Origin of the sequence: Prosthecobacter sp., assembly GCF_044222345.1 — a bacterium.
Lineage (GTDB): Bacteria > Verrucomicrobiota > Verrucomicrobiia > Verrucomicrobiales > Verrucomicrobiaceae > Prosthecobacter.
The window spans coordinates 73,310-93,655 of record NZ_JBGANL010000025.1 but is presented as its reverse complement, the minus strand read 5'-3'; the positions used below and the strand labels follow the sequence as shown (position 1 = coordinate 93,655).

The window sequence follows — 20,346 nt, the reverse complement described above, 5'->3', positions numbered from 1 at the left end:
CCCGCCGATGAGGTGACGCAGGTAGCGGTGCCGGTGGAACAACGGCTGGTGGTGAGTGTGGCGGAGCAGATGATGCTGACGATGGAGGGGGAAACTCCCCGGCGGCTCTATCGTGTGAGCACTTCCCGGTTTGGGACGGGTGACAAACGGGGGACGTACCTGACACCGCTGGGGCGGATGGAGGTGGTGGACATCGTGGGGCAGGGGCTGCCGGTGGGCGCGAGGCTGAAGGCACGGCAGCAGACGGGCGAGATCGTGCCGGTGGATGCGCCGGGGCGGGATGCCATCGTGACCCGCGTGCTGCGCCTGCGCGGCATGGAGTGGCGCAACAGGCATGCTTTGGAGCGGGCGATCTACATCCACGGCACACCAGAGGAGTCCAGGCTGAAGACGCCGGCCTCCTATGGCTGCATCCGCATGGCATCTGCAGACATCATCGCGCTATGCCACTGGGTGAAGGTGGGCGCACGGGTGGATGTGGTGGAGGGGAAGCTGCCGGCGCCGAATCAGCTGCCGCCTTGAGGACGGGCGGGTTTGAGTGATGTGAGGAGTTGAGTTATACCGGTGGAGCAGCATATGTAGCGCTGTAGTCCTAGGTTCCCCTCCAGCATGCCGCCTCCATCCCTGCAACGTCGTCACATCTTGAAAATTGTCGTGCTGACCGTGTTCGGCACGCTGCTGGCGTGGTATATGAGCGCGATCCTGAGCTTTGCGGGCAACTCGTACGGGTTTAACAACCGTTTCTCGGAGGTGGCCATCCAGCACCACTGGTGGTACCTCGTGTGGAGCAATCTGGTGGTGCTGAAGGGCTACCTGCTGGTGGCCGCCGGGTATGTGCTGCTGATCTATCCGCTGGTGCGGCTGTGGGGCAAGGTGCGGACCTTTGCGCGCTGGGGCGTCGTCTGGCGCACGCTGCTTTTCGCCTGCCTGCTGTACGGGTTTTTCATCTTCAAGCTGATGCTGGAGAAGCCGTATTTCGGGGACTACAGCTATCTCCTCGGCTGGTATGATGCGCTGGGGCGCGTGTGCGGCACAGGCGTGCAGGATGCCGTGCATTCCATGATCACGCAGGTGTTTCCGCTGGTGGCACTGGTGGCGGCGGCTGGCTTCTACCTCTTTGAGCTGCGGCGCTGGTTCACCCGCGCCGCACGTCCGCTGCTCTTCAGCTTCACCGCAGTGGCGGGACTGCTGGCGCTGTTTGTGGTGAGCGGCTACGGGGTGAATCGTACTCCGGAGGTGGAAGAGCTGGCGGGTGGCGGGAAGAGGCCCAAGAACATTGTCATCCTGGGCTCGGACTCGCTGCGGGCGGATCACCTCTCCTGCAACGGGTATCACCGCCTGACGTCGCCGAACATCGACCGCATCGCGGCGAAGGGGGTGAATTTTGAGCGTTGCCTCACGCCGATCGCCTCGACGCTGGAATCGCTCACGAGCATGTTTTCCTCACAGTATCCGCACACGCACGGGGTGCGGCACATGTTCCCCAGCCGGGCGATGGTGGACCGGGCGAATCAGGAGGCGCCTTCACTCGGGGCGGAGTTGAAGCGCCAGGGCTATGACACGGCGGTGATCGGCGACTGGTGCGCCTGCGGATTCAACGAACTGCCGATGGGCTTCGACAAGATCATCGTCTCCGATTTTGACAACTTCCGCGTGTACATGAGCGAGGTGGTCTTTCTGCATCATCAGATCCTGCCGCTGTTTTTCGACAATCACGTGGGGCACATGCTGTTTCCCAAGCTCAAGTCCTTCGCGAACTACATGACGCCGGAAGTCGTCACAGATCAGGTGATCGACCGCATCAAGCAGCGTGCGGGGGACCGCCAGCCGTTTCTGCTCTTTGGTTACTACTCCTGCACGCACCTGCCGTACAAGACGCCCACGCATTACGCGAAGATGTGGATGGACCCTAAGTACGACGGCCCGCACAAGCATGAGCTGGCGCTGAACGTGGACGAGTTCATCGGTGGCACGGACATCAATGAAAAGTGGAGCAAGCTGCCGCGCAAGGAGGTGGAGCAGATCACCGCGCTGTATGACGGCTGCGTGCGCATGTTTGACGATTCAGTGGGCCGGGTGGTGGCCGAGCTGGAAAAGCAGGGGCTGCTGGATGACACGATCATTCTGGTCACCGGAGACCACGGGGATGATCTCTTTGAGCCGAACTGCACCTTTGGCCATGGCACCACCTTCAATGGCGGGGATCAGGCCAATCATGTGCCGGCGATTCTGCATGTGCCCGGACTGGAAAAGCCGCAGCGGCATGCGCAGCTGGCGCGCACGCTGGACTTTGCGCCCACGCTGCTGGACCTCGTGGGTGTGCCTGCGCAGCCGCGCTTTGAAGGCACGAGCCTCGCGCCGCTGATCCGTGGGGAGAAGAAGAGCCTCGGCCTCGCCTACTTCGGTGAAACCAGCTACCTCTTTTTCCGCCGCACCATTCCAGGTGAAGACCCGCTGTTCATTCCGCCGATGGATGAGACGACGTTCATCGACCCCGACTTCGACTTTCACTTTGTGCTCAAGGAAAAGTTTCAGGATGCCGTGCTGAAGACGAAGGAGCACTGCGTGCGCACAGAGCGCTTCAAGTACATCCGCACTCCCGGGGTGAATCACTCCATCGAGCGCCTGTTTGATCTGCGCGAAGACCCGCACTGCGAGCGTGATGTGAAGGCGCGTTATCCCGAAGTGAAGGCGCGCCTTTCCGCCGCCATGGACGAGTGGCTGACCACGCACAAGCAGAGCACCACGGCGGAGATTTACGGCATTCTGGGAGAGGAATCGCTGCAGCCCACCGCGCCATGAACGCCGCAGATCTGCCGCATCTCGTCATCGGCGCATGCATGAACGTGCACCGCGCCCTCGGCCCCGGCCTGACGCAGGACGCGTATGAAGAATGTCTCGCCATTGAGCTGCGTGAGCTGGAGTTTGATTTCAAGCGCCATGTGCCGCTGGAGTTCAGCTACCATGGGCGTCCGGTGCAGACCGCGACGCGTCTGGACTTTGTGGTGGGGGATTCACTGCTGCTGCTGGTGCGCTCCCAGGAGGAGATCACCCGGCTGCAGCAGCAGGAGCTGGAGTCGAAGGTGAGGCTGGGGCATTTCCAAACCGGGCTGATCGTCAATTTCAACGTGGGGACGCTGCGCAAAGGGATTCATCAGATCACGGTGAAGAGGCGGGCGGAGAGTGAAAAGGGAGCGTGAAGCAGGGGCTGGAAGCCTCTCTGATGGAGTGAACAGGGGGCGGGTTAAGTCAGATTGACAGCTCCGGGCGGCCATGGGCACTGTGCCAAGATTGTTCACGATTGTGAAAAGGTTGTGCTTTTGGCACGTTTATGCGGTCATGAAGAAACTCTTCGCCCTCCCCCTCCTAGCGCTCGTTTCGCTTTCTTCTGCCAAGGCAGCGGGCCAGATGGACACCGCTGCTGCTGCCAGGCAGATTGACTCGGTTCTGGCCAAAGACTGGGCGGCCAACAAACTCCATGGCAATCCGCAAACCGACGACAACACCTTTGTGCGTCGCATTTACCTCGATGTCATCGGGCGCATCCCGACCACGCGTGAGACCGAGGAGTTTCTGAACTCCAAGGAGGCGGACAAGCGCGCCAGGCTCATCGACAAGCTGCTGTCCTCCGAAGCCTACGTGCAGCATTTCTTCAACTACTGGGCGGACGTGCTGCGTGTGACGAGCAACGGACAGCAGACGGGGGGCATCACCGGGGCGGCGTATGCGAACTTCGTCAAAGACAGCCTGCGGAAGAACCAGCCTTACGATCAGTTCGTGCGTGAGATGGTGGCCGCTCAGGGCAAGGCCTGGGACAACGGCGCCATCGGTTATTACATGCGCGACCGTGGCATGCCGCTGGACAACATGGCCAACACCGTGCGCGTCTTCCTCGGCACCCGCATCGAGTGCGCGCAGTGCCACAACCACCCCTTCGACAAGTGGACGCAGATGCAGTTCTACAAGATGGCCGCCTTCACCTACGGCGTGCAGACCCAGGACTACGGCGGCGACACCATGAGCGGTGTGACCGATCTGATGCGTGAAAAGGAAAGCGCCGTCCGCGCCTCCATCAAGGAGCCGCAGCGTCCGCAGCGCCCGAACATCAACGGAAAGACTCCCCCTGCGGAGCGGGAGAGACTGCAGAAGGAGTACGCCGCCGCCTACAAAAAGTACGAGGCGGACATGAAGGAGGTGAACAAGAAGCGCGAGGAGGCGCGCCAGGTGCTGCGCAAGGAACAGCGCGGCTATCAGGAAGCGATGAACGATGTGCGCGACACCATGCGCTACACCTCCGTGAGCACTCGTGAGCGCAAGCCCACACTGCCGCATGACTATCAGTACAGCGACGCCAAACCCAAGTCCGCCGTCGAGCCCGGCACGATGATGGGGCATGAGTGCATCACCCAAAACGGGGAGACGCCGCTGCAGGCTTATGCGCGCTGGATGACCAGCCCGGAAAATCCCCGCTTCACCACCGTCATCGCCAACCGGCTGTGGAAGCGTGTGTTTGGTCTGGCCCTGATCGAGCCGCTGGATGAGCTCATGGACACCTCCGTGCCGATGATTCCTGAGATGGAGAAGCAGCTCGAAAAGCTCGTGGTGGATATGAAGTATGACATGAAAGCCGTCCTGCGCGTGCTCTACAACACCAAGACCTATCAGGCCCAGGTCACCCGGGAAGAGCATGCACCCGGCAATGTGTATCACTTCACCGGCCCGCTCCTCCGCCGCATGAGCGCGGAGCAGATGTGGGACTCCTTTGTCACCCTCATCAATCCCAGCCCGGACATGATCAACCAGGCCAACCGCGACGTCATGGAGCAGCGCATTCTGCAGGCCAAGAAGATCGCCGATGGCGTCGAGTCCCTCTCTCCAGAAGAAGCTCTCGCGGGTCTCAAGAAAGCCGCGGACATCTACAGCAAAAACCGCGAGCGCACCGATGCGCAGCAGAAGCTTTTTGCGGAAGCGCGCACCGCCTACAAGGACGCGCGCGAAGCTGCCGAGGCCATGCCGGAAGGGGCCGCCAAAGTGGCCGCCCTTGCCAAGGCAGATGAACTCAAGAAGAAGTCCGACGCCATTCGCACGGAGGTGAACCGCATCCAGAACGAAGGCCGGCGGGTGACGTTTGCCGAGGTGGTGGTGCCAGGGCAGAAGAGGCTTTTTGAGAAGGTCACCGGCAAGCCCTACCAGATGGTCTCGATGACGAAGAGCAGCGGAGGCGCGGAGGCCGGATCATCGTCCATGATGATGAGCGGGGGCGGGGAAATGATGATGATGGCGAACGGCGCCAAGGTGGAGAAAATCAGCATCCCCGGCTATGACCGCAAGGAACTCAGCAAGGAAGAACAGAAGGCGGTGGCGCAAAAAGCACGCGACGCCTACGCGGAAGAGGCGGACTTCTTTGGCATCAAAGATGAAAAGGAGCGCAAGTATTACATCAACAGCCGTGAGCGGATCAGCCGTGACACGCTGCGTGCCGCCGAGCTGGAAAGCCCCGCACCGCGCGGCCACTACCTGCGTGAATTTGGCCAGAGCGACCGCGAGACCATCGAGAACGCCAACAATGACGCCAGCGTGCCGCAGGCCCTGGCCATGATGAACGGCAGCCTCCTGCCCCAGATCACCAGCAAGTACAGCCAGCTCATGCTCACCGTGAACAAGGCCCCGTATGCGGATGAGAAAGTGGACGCCGCCTACATGACCATCCTCTCCCGCAAGCCCACCGCCGCCGAAAAGGCCGTCTGGCTCAAGGCGCAGGACAGCGGCCTCACCAGCATGGAAGACCTCGTCTTCTCTCTGCTGAACACGCAGCAGTTCATTTTCATTCAGTAACACTCAGTCAAATCCAACACCACACGCGCAAATCCGATGAAACAGGAACTCGCCACCAAACTCGTCCGCTCGGGTGAAATCACCCGGCGTGATTTCGCAGCCAAGACCGCCAGCTCCCTTCTAGGAGTCGGCCTGCTGGGCCAGTCGCTCACCAGCAAATCCTTCGCCGCCTTTGAGGGCTCCTCGAAGCTGAAGCAGGCAGCCACGGCGAAGAACGTCATCTATCTCTACATGAGCGGTGGTCAGTCCCACATGGACACCTGGGATCCCAAGGAAGGCGTGGAAACCGCCGGCCCGACCAAGCCCATCAAGACGAGCGCCGACGGCGTGCGCATTTCCGAATACCTGCCGCTCACCGCGCAGCAGATGCACCATGCCACGGTGATCAACTCCCTCTCCTCCACCCAGGGTGCGCATGAGCAGGGAAACTACATGATGCACACCAGCTATGAGATGCGCGGCACCATCCGCCATCCCGCCATGGGCGCGTGGCTGAATGTGTTTCAGGGCGGTGGCAACAGCACGCTGCCAAACTTCGTCTTCATCGGCAATGACAGCCGCCATCCCGGTGCTGGCTTCTTCCCCGCCGCACAGGCCCCGCTGTTCGTCAGCAATCCGGAGAACGGCCTCAAGAACATCAAGAACGGCAGCCCCGAAGAGAAATTCCAGGCCCGCATGAAGCTGGCCGATGAGCTCGACAAGGACTTCCGCACCACCTTCCCGCACCGCAATGTGAAGGCCTATGCCGACATGTATGACGACGCCATGGCCATGATGAAGTCCGAAGACCTGAAGGCCTTCGATCTCACCCAGGAGCCCGGAGAACTCCGCGCCGCCTACGGCAAGGAAGCCTTCGGCCAGGGCTGCCTCCTCGCCCGCCGTCTGGTGGAGCGCGGTGTCCGCTTCGTGGAAGTTTCCCTCGGCGGCTGGGACACGCACAACGCCAACTTTGTGGCCGTGCCGGACCGCTGCGAAACCCTCGACAAGGGGCTGGCCACGCTGGTGGCGGATCTGCACAATCGCGGTCTGCTGGAAGACACGCTCATCGTCCTGACCTCCGAGTTTGGCCGCACGCCTGACATCAATCAGAACGCCGGTCGCGACCATTATCCGAAAGCCTTCTCCGGCGTCATGTTCGGTGGTGGCGTCAAAGGCGGCTACACCTACGGCAAGACCGACAAGGAAGGTCGCGAAGTCGTCGAAAATAAAGTCAAGATCATGGACTTCAACGCGTCGATTGCGTATGCGCTGGGCCTGCCGCTGGACCAGGTCATCTACAGCCCGAGCAAGCGTCCGTTCACGATTGCCGACAAGGGGCAGCCGATCACGAACCTCTTCGCGTAAGCGGGGATCGTGCAGTGAGTTTGAAACACGCGATGCCGCAAGGTGTCGCGTGTTTTGCTTTGCAAGCCCAACGGGCTTTTGTATTTGAGCCCAGGGTTCGAAGAACCCTGGGTTACCGTCCTCCCATGGCCCTATTCCCGTGCAACTCCAACGGAGTTGCGTCCGCCGCCGAATGATCCAAAACTCGCGCATGCCACAATCCATCGCCCGAGTATTGATCCACACGGTGTTTTCCACCAAGGGGCGCGAATCCGCCTTCCATGATCCGGCGTTTCGCTCCGAGGTCCAAGCGTATCTCGGCGGGTGCGCCAAGACGCTCGACTGCCTGCCCATCCAGATCGGCGGTGTCGCGGATCACGTGCATCTTCTGACCACGTTGTCCCGCACGCTGGCGATTGCGGAGTTTGTAAAGGAGATCAAACGTGTCTCCACCAATTGAATTCAGAAGCGTGGTGGATTGTTCGGCCAGTTTCACTGGCAGGCCGGGTATGGGTGTTTCTCGGTATCCGAATCGAACTTGAGCGCCGTATCGCGATATATTTCAAGGCAGGAAGAGCACCATCGAAAGATCACGTTTCAGGAGGAATACCGTGAGTTGTTGCGACGCCATGGACAGACCTGGGATGAAGCATATGTGTGGGATTGAAGATTGACGGTGGCGCGGCGGCGGTGGACACAACCACGTTGTGGTTGGTCCTTGAAAGAACGGGATGATGTGGCCTTTACCCAGGGTTCTTCGAACCCTGGGCTCAAATACGGAAGGCCTTTGGCCTTCATCGAACATGCCCATGCGGCATACGGCACATGTCCACGGCATATGCTCACAGCACATGCCCATGTCACAGTTTCACCCCTTCGTCTTCTTCACCAGTTTCACTCCTTCGATGCGCATCTTCTTGTCCGCCGCTTTGCACATGTCGTAGATCGTCAGTGCGGCGATGCTCACCGCCGTGAGGGCTTCCATCTCGACGCCGGTGGGGGCCACGGTGATGGCGGTGGCGGTGATGTGGATGGCCTTGGGCCGCACTTCAAAATCGACCTGCACTTTGCTCAGCGGGATCTGGTGACAGAGGGGGATCAGGTACTGCGTCTGCTTGGCGGCCTGGATGCCGGCGATGCGCGCGATGCTCAGGACGTCGCCTTTTTTCACCTGGTTTTTGCGGATGAGATCGAGCGTGGCGGACTGGAGCAGGATACGCCCCTCGGCGACGGCTTCACGGCGCAGCGGGGGCTTGGCGGAGACATCGACCATGGCGGCTTCGCCTTTGCGATTGAGGTGGGTGAGTTGCGACATTGGGGGGAAGGCTAGGGATGAGGGAGAGCTGGGAAAGTGGTATTTTGCCTTCGATGTGTGAGGCGAGGACTGTGTTGTGTTAAGTCGGTTGATTTTGACAGGATTAACAGGATGACGGAATGATGCAGGATTAAGGCGTTGTTATTTGGGGGGCACGGGCTGATGGCGGGCGTGAATGGATGGATGCCTCGAATTTTGTTCATTCTGTCATCGTGTGAATCCTGTCCAGACTTGGGCATGGATGCCAATGCTGCGGGCGCGACGTTGGAGGGTGGGTTGAGGACGAAGTGCGTTTTTCACCCTGAAAAAAGCCGTAGCTGCAATGCAGGCTTGCGCCGTGCATCTCTGCCACCGCACTCCAGGACGCTGTCGCGTTCGCGTGTGCTCAACCCCCAATCGCGATCATCTTGCGGTTGGGCTGGTAGTTGTGGCGGAAGTCGTGTTCCTTGGGTTTGCGGAGGACGACGTTCTGGAAGAAGGTGGCGAGTTCCTCGTCGGTGCAGCCGGCGCGGAGGACGCTGCGGAGGTCGAATTCCAAATAACTGCCGAGGCAGGGGCGGAGCTTGCCGTCGCAGGTGAGGCGGAGCTTGTTGCAGTTCTCGCAGAAGTGCAGGTTCGTCATCGCACCGATGAAGCCGATCTTCTGCCCCGTGGCGGGGACGCGATGATAAACGGCGGGGCCGTTGGTTTTGAAATCGGGCGATTCGATGAGCGGGCCGGTGGTCTGCTCGACGAGCTTTTTGGCGGTGGCGACGGGGAGGAAGGTGTCGTCATTGAGCACGTCCTGGGTGCTGACGGGCATGAGCTCGATGAAGCGGAGGAGGGCGTCTTTCTGGCGGGCGAAGTCGATGAGGGCGGGCAGCTCGCGTTCGGTCTGGCCCTTCATGAGGACGCAGTTGAACTTGATGGACTGGAAGCCGGCGGCGCGGGCGGCGTCGATACCTTCGAGGACGCGGGGGAGGAGATCGCGGCTGGTGGTGCGCTGATAGACGGCGCGGTCGAGGGAATCGAGGGAGATGTTGGCGGTGCGGACGCCGGCTTTGACGAGGTGCTCGGCGATGGTGATGCCACCGTCGAGCTTGGCGAGGAGGGTGCCGTTGGTGGCGATGCCGATTTCGTCGATGCCGGGGATTTGGGCGAGCTCGGCGCAGAAACCTGCGACGCCGGGGCGGGTAAGGGGCTCGCCGCCGGTGACGCGGATTTTTTTGATGCCCAACGTCGCGCCGACGCGGACGGTGCGCAGGAGTTCCTCATAGCTGAGGGTTTCGTCCTTGGCGAACCAGGTCTGCTCCTCCTCGGGCATGCAATAGCGGCAGCGTTCGTTGCACCGGTCGGTGACGGAAACGCGGAGATAGGAGATGCGATGGCCGAAGGGGTCTTCCACAGGGAGGGAGTTCTAACCACAGACTACGCTCCGGCTCAAGCTTGGGTATCAAGTCAATATCTTGAACGGCGGGGGCACGGTTTGGACTTCAAAAATCAAAAATCCTTGTTCCTCAATCGTCAATCACGCACAGGCAAGACACTCCAAAGCTGAAAGGATTGACGATTGTCGAGCCATCGATTTTTGATTTTTGAAGTGCCTGGCGCCTCCCTAACCATGCTGCAAAGGCAGTCGCATCGTAAACGTGGTCTCGATGCCGGGGGAGCTGGTCAGTTCGACGGTGCCGCCGTGGGCCTCCACGGCGCGGCGGACGATGGAGAGGCCGAGGCCGGTGCCTTTCACCTGGGTGGAGGAGTGGTGCTTGTTGCCACGGTAGAAACGCTTGAAGACGAAAGGCAGATCGTGCGCAGGGATGCCGATGCCGTTGTCGCTGACTTTGAGGATGCATTCGTCCTTCCGCCATTCCCCGGAGACGCGGATGACGAGGCCGGGCTTGGCGTTCTCCTTGATCGAGTTTTCGATGAGGTTGGTGAAGATCTGGTCCCAGTAAAAACGGTCGCCGGTGAGCAGGCAGTCGCCTTTGGGGAAATCCAGCTCGATGCGGGCATCGCGGCCTTCGAGCATGGGGGCGAGGTGATCGGCGGCGTCCTCGGCGCAGTCTCGCACATCAAAGGGCTCCTTGTTCAGCGAGCTGCTGGCGTCTTCCAGGCGCGAGATGGCCAGCATGTCCTCAATGATGCGGGCGATGCGCTTGCCGTGTTTTTCCATGACATCGAGGCTGCGTTTCATCATGGGGGAAGATTTGGCGGAGTCTTCCTGCAGCATTTCGATGTAGCCGTTGATTAGGGTGAGCGGGGTGCGCAGCTCATGCGAGGCATTGGCCACGAAATCCCGGCGAATCTGCTCGGTCATGGCGGATTCGGTCACATCCTGGAACATGAGCCAGGCGCCGCCGCCCACATCGGCGGCGAGGGGGGCGGCTTCGATGATGAAGTAACGTCCGCCCAGATTGGACCCGGCACCCACGTCTGAGGGCAGCATCTGGATGCGGCGGGTGGTGTGGCGTTTTTCGGTGATGGATTCCTGCACGAGGTCGGAGATCTGGTGGTCGCGCACATCCTCGATGAGCGGGCGGCCGACGTGGATTTCCTTGCGGTTGAGGAGTTTTTTCAGGGGCGCATTGGCGTAGCGGATGCGCAGGCCGTCGTCCACCAGCACGAGGCCCTGGCTGATTTCATCGAGCAGGGATTCAAACACGCGGCGCTGCTCGGCCTGCTGCTCCGCCTGCTGGCGGGCGAGGAGGACTGTGGTGGAATGCATCGGCAGCAGGTCCGCATCCCGCGCCCGCAGACCGAGGTTCTTGGCCACGCCTTCCCAGCGTTTCGTCCAGTATTTCTCACGTCGGGCCCAGGCAAACAGGCATGCGCCGAGCATCAGGGCGAGAAAGAGGGAAAGGGAGGTCATGCAGGCTGGTTGGCGGGGAGTTCCGTCTGGAACTGGAAGCCGGTGCCGCGAATGGTGACGATATGATCGCCGGCTGCACCGAGTTTTTCACGCAGGCGCTTGATATGCGTGTCCAGAGTGCGGGTGGCGACGTCGCTGTTGTAGCCCCACACGTCACGCAGGAGGTCGGCGCGGCTGTGCACAGCGGTGTCGTTTTCCATGAGGGTGGTCAGCAGCTTGAACTCGATGGTGGTCAGGTCCAGGGCCGTGCCGTCCAGAAAGAGCTTCATGTTTTTACGGTCCAGCATGAAGCGGCCGCGCTGGATCTCGGAGACGTGGGTGACTTTCTTCACGCGGCGGAGGATGGCGCTGATGCGCAGGTAGAGCTCGCGGGGGCTGAAGGGCTTGGTGAGGTAGTCGTCCGCGCCGAGTTCCAGGCCGGCGATCTTGTCGGTCACCTGGCCTTTGGCGGTGAGGATGATGACGGGGATGGCGGCTGTGCGGGTGTCTGCGCGGAGGCGCTTGAAGATCTGCAGGCCGTCCAGGCCGGGCAGCATCAGGTCCAGCACAATGATCTCCGGCTGCTGAGCCAGCACGGCTGGCATGACCTGCAGACCATTGCCGATGCAGACCGCCTCATGCCCTTCACGGTTGAGATGCAGGGAGATGAGTTCTGCGATGTCTGATTCATCCTCGACGATTAGTATCTTGCTCATGGAGTGGCTTTGTGATTTGGCCGTGCCATCGGCATACCTATGATGGCAACGAAGGTGTCACATGGCAACAGTCTTGCTTTCTTCCCAGATAACAAGCGTGACGGATTCGTCACGGTGACAAAGTTGGACTGCTTTAGGGGATGCGCTTCATGCTGCTTTCGTTCACTATCTTCCGAAATGAGGGTTCTCATCGTCACCGACACCTACCCGCCAGACATCAATGGCGTGGCGCGGACGCTGTACACCCTCGGGGCGGGGCTGCAGCGCCGGGGGCATGTGGTGGAGGTGGTCACCACCGTGGACGGGGAGAGGGACGGCCTGCCGCGCCATGTGATGCACTCCATGCCGCTGCCGGGCTATCCGGGGCTGCGCTTTGGCTTTGCCTCCACGCGCCAGATGGTGGAGCTGTTTGACGCCTTCCGGCCGGACGTGCTCTACGTGGCCACGGAGACGCTCATGGGCATCTCCGCCATCCGCGCGGCGGGAAAGCGCGAGATCCCGGTGGTGTCCGGCTTCCACACGAATTTTCAAAACTACCTGGAAGACTACCACCTGCCCGGTCTGGAAACCGTGGCCCAGGGCGTGCTGCGGACGATTCACAACCAGACGGCGCGGACGCTGACACCCTCCGCAGACACGGCGGCGATGCTGGAGCGCTGGGGCATCCAGAACGTGGGCGTGCTGGGGCGCGGGGTGGACACGGAGATGTTTGACCCAATTCGCCGGGATGCGGAACTGCGGCAGAGCTGGGGCGCGGATGAGAGCACGCCGGTGGCCATCTACGTGGGCCGCGTGGCGGCGGAGAAGAATCTGGAGCTGGTGGTGCGCTCGTTTGATGTGTTCAAAGAGGTGCAGCCGAAGGCGCGCATGGTCATCGTGGGCAATGGTCCGCGTCTGGAGTCGCTGAAGCAGGAGCGGCCGGAGTTTCACTATGCCGGAGCGCGCACGGGGACGGATCTGGCGGCGCATTACGCCTCGGGGGATGTGTTTCTCTTTCCCAGCATCACGGAAACGTTTGGCAATGTGGTGCTGGAGGCCATGGCCGCCGGGCTGGGCGTGGTGGCGTATGACTATGCGGCGCCGCGCCTGCTGATCCGTTCGGGAGAGAACGGCTGGCTGGCGCCCTTCAATGAGGAGGCGGCCTTTCTGGCGCAGACGCGTGCGGCGGCGGCAGCGTGGCAGGATGAGGAGCTGCGGTTTGCGGCGCGGCAGTCAGCGTTTGATCTGGGCTGGGAGCGGGTGATTGAACAATTTGAGCATGAGCTGGCGTCAGTGACGGCTAAAACGAACGTTTTGATGTGATGAGTGAAGCCGCTCCAGTTCTAAATCCCGCCACCGGCAAGTCGAAGCTGAGGTTTAAAACCGTCTTCATTTCCGACGTGCATCTGGGCATGCCGGACAGCAAGGCGGCGCAGGCCTCGCACTTTTTGCGCAACTGCCTGTGCGACAAACTGGTGCTCAATGGCGACATCATTGACGCCTGGCATCTGCGCCGCATGGGCGGCTGGAACAAGGGGCACACGAACTTCATCCGCACCGTGCTGCGCAAGATGGAGAAGGAGAACACCGAGATCATCTACCTGCGCGGGAATCATGATGATGTGCTGGACCGCTTCATCCCGATTCAATTTGAGCATTTCATCATCACGGACGAGCACATCCACCGCACACCCAAGGGCAACTACCTCGTGGTGCATGGAGACGGGTTTGACGCCGTGAGCACGAACCATGCGTGGCTGGCGCAGCTCGGCGGGCTGGGGTACAATTTTCTCCTGCGCATCAACCGGCTGTACAATGCGTATCGCGGGCTGCGGGGAAAGGAGCCCTTCTCCTTCAGCGCATGGGTGAAGCAGAAGGTGAAGTCCACCATCGGTGCGGTGGGCAAGTATGAGGAGCAGCTGCAAAACTTGGCCAAGCAGCGCGGCTGCATCGGCATCATCTGCGGTCACATTCACAAGGCGGACAACAAGATGGTGGGCAGCACGCATTACCTGAACTCCGGCGACTGGGTGGAGTCCATGACGGCCATCGGGGAGAATCTGGACGGCACCTTTGAGATCATCAGCTACCCCGAATTCTGCGAGCGCACCCACCGCGACCCCAAAGGGGAGGTGACCGAGACTGACGAAGAACACCCGGCCCAGATGGAATCTTCCGCAATTCCAATGTAGCGAAACCGTTACATTGAGTCATTTTAAAAACCATGCACGAACACATCCTCTCCAGCTTCAACCATTCGCTCGACAAGCTCCGCGGCGACGTCCTTGCCATGGCCAGCATGGCGCGCAAGAATCTCGCCAGTGCGATGCGGGGTCTTTTGGAGCGTGACACCGACCTGTGCAACGCGGCCATCGCCGCTGATCAGGACGTGAACGAGCTGGAGAAGAGCGTGGACAAGCACGGCATGCAGATCCTCGTGAAGTTTCAGCCCACCGCGCATGACCTGCGGCAGGTGATGGGAACCATCCGCGTGGCGAACAATCTGGAGCGCATCGCGGATCAGGCATCGAGCATCGCCAAGCGCGCGCGCATCATCAACAACCTGCCGGAGTTTCCTGAGGTGAAGCTGATCCAGCCCGTGTATTCGCTGTGTGACCGCAATCTGGACCTGAGCCTGCAGGCCTTCCTCAATGCCGACCCCGATGCCGCCGCCGCCGCGCGCCTGCTGGACAAGGAACTCGACGCCGCAGAGAAGTCGCTGGACCGTCAAATCATCACCGTGATGGAGTCCCACCACGCCGAGCTGGAAGGCTACATCCACCTCATCTTCGTGGCCCGGTTCCTGGAGCGCGTGGGCGACCATGCGAAAAACATCTGCGAAGACACGATCTTCATTGAGCGCGCCGAGGACATCCGCTTCAGCAAGGACAAGCGCGCCGAAGTGGCTGCGGCGTCGACGTCCGACGTGTGAGGATGCTCACGCGGTTCGCTTCGCAGCAGTTTGTTCTATAGGGGCTGGAAGTGCCGCTGCTGCTAGAACAAGAGCAAAACTCATTTCCGTTTAGCGGGTTGTTTCTTGCTCGAAGATCATGGACTCCGACGGCGGCTGGCTGGGGACAGCCAGCCCTACCCGCACTGGGCTGCCGCGTGCCCGACGCAGGGTAGGGAGGCTTGTCCTCAAGCCTCCGCCGAGTGTCGCCACGCATGCTTTTCGGAAATCATATTTGGAAAACGCTATAGAACGAGATCAAGCTCGGCCGCTCTGGGCACAACCCACTCATTTCAACAGCCACGCATGCCTTCTTCCACTCCTCCCGTTCTCAAGCTCGACCGCCCGTACCAAGCCATCCTCTTCGACATGGACGGCACCCTGCTGGACTCCCGCGCCGCCGTGGACCGCGTCTGGCACGAATGGGCTGCCGGGCACGGGCGTGATGCGGGCCCCATCCTGGCGGTGTGCCATGGACGGCGTACCATCGACACCGTGCGTGAGTTTGCCATCCCCGGTCTGGATGAGGAAGCGGAGGCGCGGAAGCTCGAGGCCTGGGAGATCGACGATACGGAAGGCGTCGTCGCCATTGCGGGAGCTGCGGAGCTTCTTGCCCGGCTGCCAGCCGGTCGCTTCGCCGTTGTGACCTCTGCGAGCCGTGCGCTGGCCACGCGCCGTCTCAAAGCGGCCGGTCTCCCCATTCCCGCGCTGATGATCAACGCCGAGATGGTGGCGCACGGCAAGCCTGACCCCGAAGGCTACATGAAGGGCGCCGCACTCTGCGGCACCACAGCGGACCAGTGCCTCGTCTTCGAAGACGCCCCCGCAGGCATCGAAGCCGGCCGCCGCGCCGGCAGCGATGTCATCGCCATCACCGCCGCCCGTCCGTTCCCTTTTAACGCCGGATGCCCCGAGGTGCTGGATTACACGCATGTGCAGTTTGAGCTGGCGTAGGCGGCTCCCGAACGAACCAAAGCTCTTGACTTTTTGGGCACAAAAAAGGCGCTGTGTTGCCACAGCGCCCCGGGTTTGAATCAAACTCACTTCATCCTCAAGGAATGTTGCCGGGGGTGGAGACGCCTTCTTCGAGTTTCAGCGCCCACTTGATGCCGGCGAGGATCATTTCTTGGTAGGTATCAGCGATCTCGGGGCTGTTTTTGCGCTCCTTGGTGTCGGCTTTCCAGGTGGGGTCCCAGACGTCTTCGCGGTGGCCGAGGGAGTTGTAATAGACACGGCCTGCGCCGTATTCCTTGCACCAGGAGACGGGGTAATAGCGGCCTTTTTGGGCTTCGACATCCTTCAGGTCGGCATCCTTCTTGGGGTCTTGGATGTTCTTTTCCTTCCGCTGCGCGGCTTCGGCACGCATCTGCTCAAGGTTGGGGTGGGTGTTGAGGCCGAGGAGGCCGTGGACCTTGGCTTTGTCGAAGGTCTTGATGATGTAGATTTCGTCGAAGACTTTCCAGCCAAGAGGGACCGTCTTGGTGATGGGATGGGCGGGGTCGTGAACGACGGGCTGGATCTCCACCTGGGATTTGTGCGTTTCGAATTCGCCGCCGAGCATGTCGATGTAGCCACGGAAGGGATGGTAGGTGTCCGAGCCGGAGTGCATGGCGATGAAGGCCTTGCCGCCTTCGATGAGCTTGATGAAGCCTTCGCGGTCAGGGAGGAGGAGATCGCCGGTGGTGTTGGCGAAGACGAAGCCGTCGTAGCCTTTGATTTTGTCCAGCGCCATCTTGTCGGCCATGTAGGCTTTGATCTTGTCGTTCCAGATCTTGTTGGCTTCATTGAAGTCTGCGGAGGCCTTGCTGTAGGCTTCGGCCTTGGCCTTGAAGGATTCGTCGGTGTCCTTGGGACCACGCTCCGGCGCCTTGCCCGGATTCTTCGGCTGGCCTTCGGGCTGGTGCACGAAATCGACGTTGAAGGCACCGGACTTGGCGCCGAGTTCCGCGAGCACTTTCTCGGCGGTCTCGATGGAGGAATGACGGAAGCCAGTGGTGACAGTGACGACGAGGAGCTTCTTCGGCTCCGCGTAAGCGGAAAGCGAGAGAGCAGCGACAAACAGGAGCGTGAGGCGTTTGATCATGGGTGGTAGAGGCAAACGTGGCGCGGCGCGGATGTTTTGCAGGCGGAAAGTTGGGGTGCGGGTTCTGCCAATAGGTTCTACAGGCCCTGTCAGTCCCATTCGAAGTCCCTCAACCTTTCACAAAACTGCCCAAACCCAGTCCATCAAGGGGGCGTCGTCAAAGAAGCCCGCCACATTCCCCGCCGTGGAGTCATCGCTGAACTTGTTGAGGCTGGGGGATGTCCAGCTGATGCGCACGCCATTGGTGCAGTCGCGGTCCGTGTCGGCGAAGGCGTCATTTTCAAAGTAGAAGGTCAGCGCGCCGAAATCCGCCGGACTCACATCCGCCGCAAGCTGGGTCAGCAGCAGGTGGGGCAGGGCGAAAAAGGCGATGAGGGAGAGCGCGGTTTGGGCTCATCTCTGCAACTGACGACGAAAAAGTGATTTCCGGCGCGTTTGTCTGGGATGAAATCAATCTTCTGCTTTCTGTTTCTCTCTGTGGTGGGGTCTCACGCACAAACGGCGACACCGGTGACGGTGGACGCTGGCAAACATCCCAGCTTGCAGGCCGCGTTCGATGCCCTGCCGGCGACCGGGGGGCTCGTCACCATCCCGCCGGGGAATTATGAGATCACCGAGCCGCTGCGGGTGAAGACTGCGGAGACGCGCATCGTGGGCAGCGGGGCGGCCACACACATCATCAACAAAAATGAAGAGGGCGCTCCCGCCTTCATCCTGCGCCCGCCGACTCTCGACACCGACAAGAAGGCGGAGCTCTGGCGCGTGCAGATGGCGGACCTGCGGGTGAGCGGCAATGAAAAGAGCGGCGACGGCATCTTCGCCGAAGGCATCCAGGAGATCTATTTCGAAGGCGTGTCCGTGGATCACCATGGCGGCCATGGCATCCACATGGTGCACTGCACGGAAGATCCGCGCGTGGCGGACTGCATCTTCACCTACAACAAGAAAAGCGGGATCGAGATCCTCGGCGGGCATGACATCGTGGTGAACGCGAACCACTTTGAAGAGAACTGGGACGGGCTGCGCTGCATCGACGCCTTCAACCTGTGCATGAACGGCAACAACATCGACGACCACCTGGGCAACGGCGTCATCATTGAAAACACCTACGGCTCCGTGCTCAGCGGCAACATGATCGAGGAGTGCAATGGCACGGCGATCATCCTCGACCGCGACTGCTATGGCATCACCCTGAGTGCGAACGTGATCGCCCATCATCTCAAGGGAGGCATTGATCTGCGGGATGCCTGCGGCTGCACGCTGAGCGCGAACACCTTTGTGCTGGCGCATGAATTTTCCGTGCGGGTGAGCAAAGACAGCGAGCGCAACACGATCAGCGGCAACACCTTCTGCAACACCTACATCGGGGCAGGGAAGGACAAGCGCCCTGCGGAGGCGAAAACGCCGATGGGAATCGATGCAGGTACAGGGGTGCTGATTGAGGGAGGGGTCAATGGGTTGATCCTCAATGGGAATACGTTTTCCGGGCTGTCCACGGCAGCAGTGTGGAGCACGGGAGTGGTGAAAAATGTGCTGGTGACGAGCAATCTATTGATGGATTGTGGCCGCAAACTTGCTAAGAAGAGTGCTTGGCTCAGCGTTGCTCCCAAATCCACCGTATTGCTCAAGGACAACCTGGACGAAACCTCAACCTCCGAACCCTGACCTCGCATGCTTGATGTGCAGCGCAACCGAGGCGCCAAGCACCGTGAAGAAATCGACTTCACGCGCAAGCTTATGTGGGCACACATGATTTTCGGAGCGGTGGTGATCACGCTGTTTTTGTTTCACGAGGTGTTTCGCTGGTTTGCCGGATCCCTGGTCTGGTATGGGCTGAGTCTGGTGGTGATGTATGGCTTCATGAACGGACAGAAGAGCTGCCGCTGGCTGCTGGCGCTGATGTTTCTGGCGGGAGCAGGTGCGGGGCTGTATTTCCTGAGCCGCGTCCTGCCAGACACCACGGAGCCACGTGCCGCCCTGGTGCCGCATGCGGTGATCCCACTGTGGATGGGACTGGCGAATCTGACCTACTCTCTCGGAGCGATGGTGATGGTGGCCAATGCACGCGTGCGGCGCGCCGGGGAGACGGGGTTTGTGCTGTGGTGAGGAGTGTGATAAACTAAGTCGCCGCTCGACTAGTGATCTGTCAGGTTACCCGTGTTAGCACAGGCTGTAATTTTTCAAATTCATGCAGCGCCATGCCAATGACCTGATCCATGTTGTAGTAACGATATGTGGCGAGGCGGCCGATGAAGCTTACCCCCGGAGTGGCGGCAGCGAGTGCGGCATACTGAGCATAAAGCCGGCTGCTTTCCGCATTGGGCACGGGATAGTAGGGTTCTTTCCCGGGGGCGTATTCGTCTGGATATTCGTAAACGATCGAGGTGTTGTCGCAGCTTTGTCGGGTGGCATGCTTGATCTCCACGATGCGGGTGTAGGCGTGGTCGTTGGGGTAATTCACCTGCATGGCAGGCTGCCAGAATCCGTTTCTGCCAGAGATGGGCAGTCTGACCGCGAGTGCTTCGGCATCAAAGGACTGGGTCTCAAACCTGAGCGAGCGGTAGGGCAGGGAGCCAAACCGGCAGTCAAAAAATTCGTCGATGGGTCCGGTGTAAACGATGTGGCGGTACTGAAGATCCGGCAGAAGATCGCGGTAGTCGGTGCGGAGCATGACCTGCGCTCCGGGGCTGGCTGAGATCATGTTTTGAAAAAGGCGGTGGTAACCGCCGGCGGGCAGTGCCTGGAATGATTCACTGAGATAGCGGTCATCTCGATTGGTGCGGACCGGGATGCGGCCACAGACGCTGGCGTCGAGCTCACGAGGGTGTTTTTTCCACTGCTTAAGGGTGTAGCCCTTGAAGAATTTTTCGTACAGCTCCCATCCCACCTGGGAAATTATAACCTCTTCTGAGTTTGCGGGAGCAGCGATGCTGACGCGTTTTTGCTCCAGATAGGCTTTGAACTCCGCCTCTGTGGAGGGCCGGCCGATGAGCTCCTCGAAGGTGTTGAGATTGATTGGGAAGTGCCAGTAGCGGCCTTCAGCAAAGGAGCGGATCTCGTAGCTGGTGGGCAGCCAGCTCGTGAACCGGGAGAGGTAGTCCACGATCTTTGCACTGTTTGAGCGGAAGTAGTGGGGACCGTAAACATGAGTGAGCACGCCCGCGTCATTGTAGGCGTCGTGGGCGTTTCCGCCCACATGGGCGCGCTTGTCCACCACCAGGCACCGCAGCCCGAGGACGTTGGAGAGGCGCTCCGCCATGACCAGGCCCGAAAAGCCGGCTCCCACAATTAAAATGTCAGTTTTCATCACTCGTCTGG

Annotated in this window: 19 protein-coding genes; 12 read left to right on the top strand and 7 right to left on the bottom strand. The window is 60.6% G+C overall.

The genetic code is table 11. The features are described 5' to 3' along the window. The 6 genes from ACILSL_RS14735 to ACILSL_RS14710 form a co-directional block, all read left to right on the top strand. Nucleotides 1-522 (top strand): L,D-transpeptidase family protein (locus tag ACILSL_RS14735; RefSeq protein WP_395732805.1); only part of this gene is annotated, 522 nt, incomplete at its 5' end. A gap of 87 nt (nucleotides 523-609) precedes the next feature. Next, nucleotides 610-2,802 carry a sulfatase-like hydrolase/transferase gene (locus ACILSL_RS14730; protein WP_395732804.1) on the top strand — a complete coding sequence of 731 codons (2,193 nt, stop codon included), beginning with the start codon at nucleotides 610-612 and terminating at the stop codon, nucleotides 2,800-2,802. Beyond that, the gene (locus ACILSL_RS14725) at nucleotides 2,799-3,200 is read left to right on the top strand and encodes a GxxExxY protein (RefSeq protein WP_395732803.1); all 402 of its coding nucleotides are present in this window, start codon (nucleotides 2,799-2,801) and stop codon (nucleotides 3,198-3,200) included. The genes ACILSL_RS14730 and ACILSL_RS14725 overlap by 4 nt, the downstream gene beginning before the upstream one ends. Before the next feature lie 139 nt (nucleotides 3,201-3,339). Then, nucleotides 3,340-5,835 carry a DUF1549 domain-containing protein gene (locus ACILSL_RS14720; protein ID WP_395732802.1) on the top strand — a complete coding sequence of 832 codons (2,496 nt, stop codon included), beginning with the start codon at nucleotides 3,340-3,342 and terminating at the stop codon, nucleotides 5,833-5,835. 36 nt (nucleotides 5,836-5,871) lie between these two features. Further along, complete coding sequence (locus ACILSL_RS14715; RefSeq protein WP_395732801.1) at nucleotides 5,872-7,179, top strand: DUF1501 domain-containing protein; 1,308 nt, start codon at nucleotides 5,872-5,874, stop codon at nucleotides 7,177-7,179. 190 nt (nucleotides 7,180-7,369) lie between these two features. Next, nucleotides 7,370-7,618: a transposase gene (locus tag ACILSL_RS14710; protein ID WP_395732800.1), complete on the top strand. Its 249-nt coding sequence runs from the start codon at nucleotides 7,370-7,372 to the stop codon at nucleotides 7,616-7,618. 408 nt (nucleotides 7,619-8,026) lie between these two features. Here ACILSL_RS14710 and moaC read toward each other — a convergent pair whose 3' ends face one another. The 4 genes from moaC to ACILSL_RS14690 all read right to left on the bottom strand — a co-directional run bounded on the left by moaC (nucleotide 8,027) and on the right by ACILSL_RS14690 (nucleotide 12,016). Next, nucleotides 8,027-8,473: a cyclic pyranopterin monophosphate synthase MoaC gene (gene moaC, locus ACILSL_RS14705; protein ID WP_395732799.1), complete on the bottom strand. Its 447-nt coding sequence runs from the start codon at nucleotides 8,471-8,473 to the stop codon at nucleotides 8,027-8,029. 385 nt (nucleotides 8,474-8,858) lie between these two features. Next, nucleotides 8,859-9,857 carry a GTP 3',8-cyclase MoaA gene (gene moaA / locus ACILSL_RS14700; protein WP_395732798.1) on the bottom strand — a complete coding sequence of 333 codons (999 nt, stop codon included), beginning with the start codon at nucleotides 9,855-9,857 and terminating at the stop codon, nucleotides 8,859-8,861. A 210-nt stretch (nucleotides 9,858-10,067) separates the two neighbouring features. Beyond that, nucleotides 10,068-11,321: a sensor histidine kinase gene (locus ACILSL_RS14695; protein WP_395732797.1), complete on the bottom strand. Its 1,254-nt coding sequence runs from the start codon at nucleotides 11,319-11,321 to the stop codon at nucleotides 10,068-10,070. Further along, the gene (locus ACILSL_RS14690; RefSeq protein WP_395732796.1) at nucleotides 11,318-12,016 is read right to left on the bottom strand and encodes a response regulator; all 699 of its coding nucleotides are present in this window, start codon (nucleotides 12,014-12,016) and stop codon (nucleotides 11,318-11,320) included. The genes ACILSL_RS14695 and ACILSL_RS14690 overlap by 4 nt, the downstream gene beginning before the upstream one ends. A gap of 177 nt (nucleotides 12,017-12,193) precedes the next feature. Here ACILSL_RS14690 and ACILSL_RS14685 point away from each other — a divergent pair, with 177 nt between their 5' ends. The 4 genes from ACILSL_RS14685 to ACILSL_RS14670 all read left to right on the top strand — a co-directional run bounded on the left by ACILSL_RS14685 (nucleotide 12,194) and on the right by ACILSL_RS14670 (nucleotide 15,899). Further along, entirely contained in the window at nucleotides 12,194-13,318 is a 1,125-nt protein-coding gene (locus ACILSL_RS14685; RefSeq protein WP_395732795.1) for a glycosyltransferase family 4 protein, read from the top strand. Beyond that, nucleotides 13,318-14,187 carry a UDP-2,3-diacylglucosamine diphosphatase gene (locus ACILSL_RS14680; RefSeq protein WP_395732794.1) on the top strand — a complete coding sequence of 290 codons (870 nt, stop codon included), beginning with the start codon at nucleotides 13,318-13,320 and terminating at the stop codon, nucleotides 14,185-14,187. The genes ACILSL_RS14685 and ACILSL_RS14680 overlap by 1 nt, the downstream gene beginning before the upstream one ends. A 32-nt stretch (nucleotides 14,188-14,219) precedes the next feature. Then, nucleotides 14,220-14,927, top strand: coding sequence for a phosphate signaling complex protein PhoU (phoU, locus tag ACILSL_RS14675; RefSeq protein WP_395732793.1), 708 nt, complete (start codon nucleotides 14,220-14,222; stop codon nucleotides 14,925-14,927). A 324-nt stretch (nucleotides 14,928-15,251) separates the two neighbouring features. Further along, nucleotides 15,252-15,899, top strand: a complete 648-nt coding sequence (locus tag ACILSL_RS14670) for an HAD-IA family hydrolase (protein ID WP_395732792.1) — start codon at nucleotides 15,252-15,254, stop codon at nucleotides 15,897-15,899. Nucleotides 15,900-15,996: 97 nt separating this feature from the next. Here the strand turns inward: ACILSL_RS14670 and ACILSL_RS14665 are convergent, their stop codons facing one another. Together ACILSL_RS14665 and ACILSL_RS14660 are read right to left on the bottom strand one after the other, a co-directional pair. Next, nucleotides 15,997-17,028 (bottom strand): ThuA domain-containing protein, encoded by a 1,032-nt coding sequence (locus tag ACILSL_RS14665; RefSeq protein WP_395732791.1) that lies wholly within the window; start codon nucleotides 17,026-17,028, stop codon nucleotides 15,997-15,999. Between the two features lie 117 nt (nucleotides 17,029-17,145). Continuing rightward, nucleotides 17,146-17,370, bottom strand: coding sequence for a lipid A-modifier LpxR family protein (locus tag ACILSL_RS14660; RefSeq protein ID WP_407073021.1), 225 nt, complete (start codon nucleotides 17,368-17,370; stop codon nucleotides 17,146-17,148). Between the two features lie 102 nt (nucleotides 17,371-17,472). Between ACILSL_RS14660 and ACILSL_RS14655 the strand changes: the two genes are divergently transcribed. Together ACILSL_RS14655 and ACILSL_RS14650 are read left to right on the top strand one after the other, a co-directional pair. Beyond that, the gene (locus tag ACILSL_RS14655; RefSeq protein ID WP_395732789.1) at nucleotides 17,473-18,693 is read left to right on the top strand and encodes a right-handed parallel beta-helix repeat-containing protein; all 1,221 of its coding nucleotides are present in this window, start codon (nucleotides 17,473-17,475) and stop codon (nucleotides 18,691-18,693) included. A 6-nt stretch (nucleotides 18,694-18,699) separates the two neighbouring features. Further along, nucleotides 18,700-19,134, top strand: coding sequence for a hypothetical protein (locus ACILSL_RS14650; protein WP_395732788.1), 435 nt, complete (start codon nucleotides 18,700-18,702; stop codon nucleotides 19,132-19,134). 40 nt (nucleotides 19,135-19,174) lie between these two features. On the opposite strand, the gene ACILSL_RS14645 is transcribed toward ACILSL_RS14650, so the two are convergent. Continuing rightward, nucleotides 19,175-20,335, bottom strand: coding sequence for a UDP-galactopyranose mutase (locus ACILSL_RS14645; protein WP_395732787.1), 1,161 nt, complete (start codon nucleotides 20,333-20,335; stop codon nucleotides 19,175-19,177). Nucleotides 20,336-20,346: the final 11 nt, after the last annotated feature.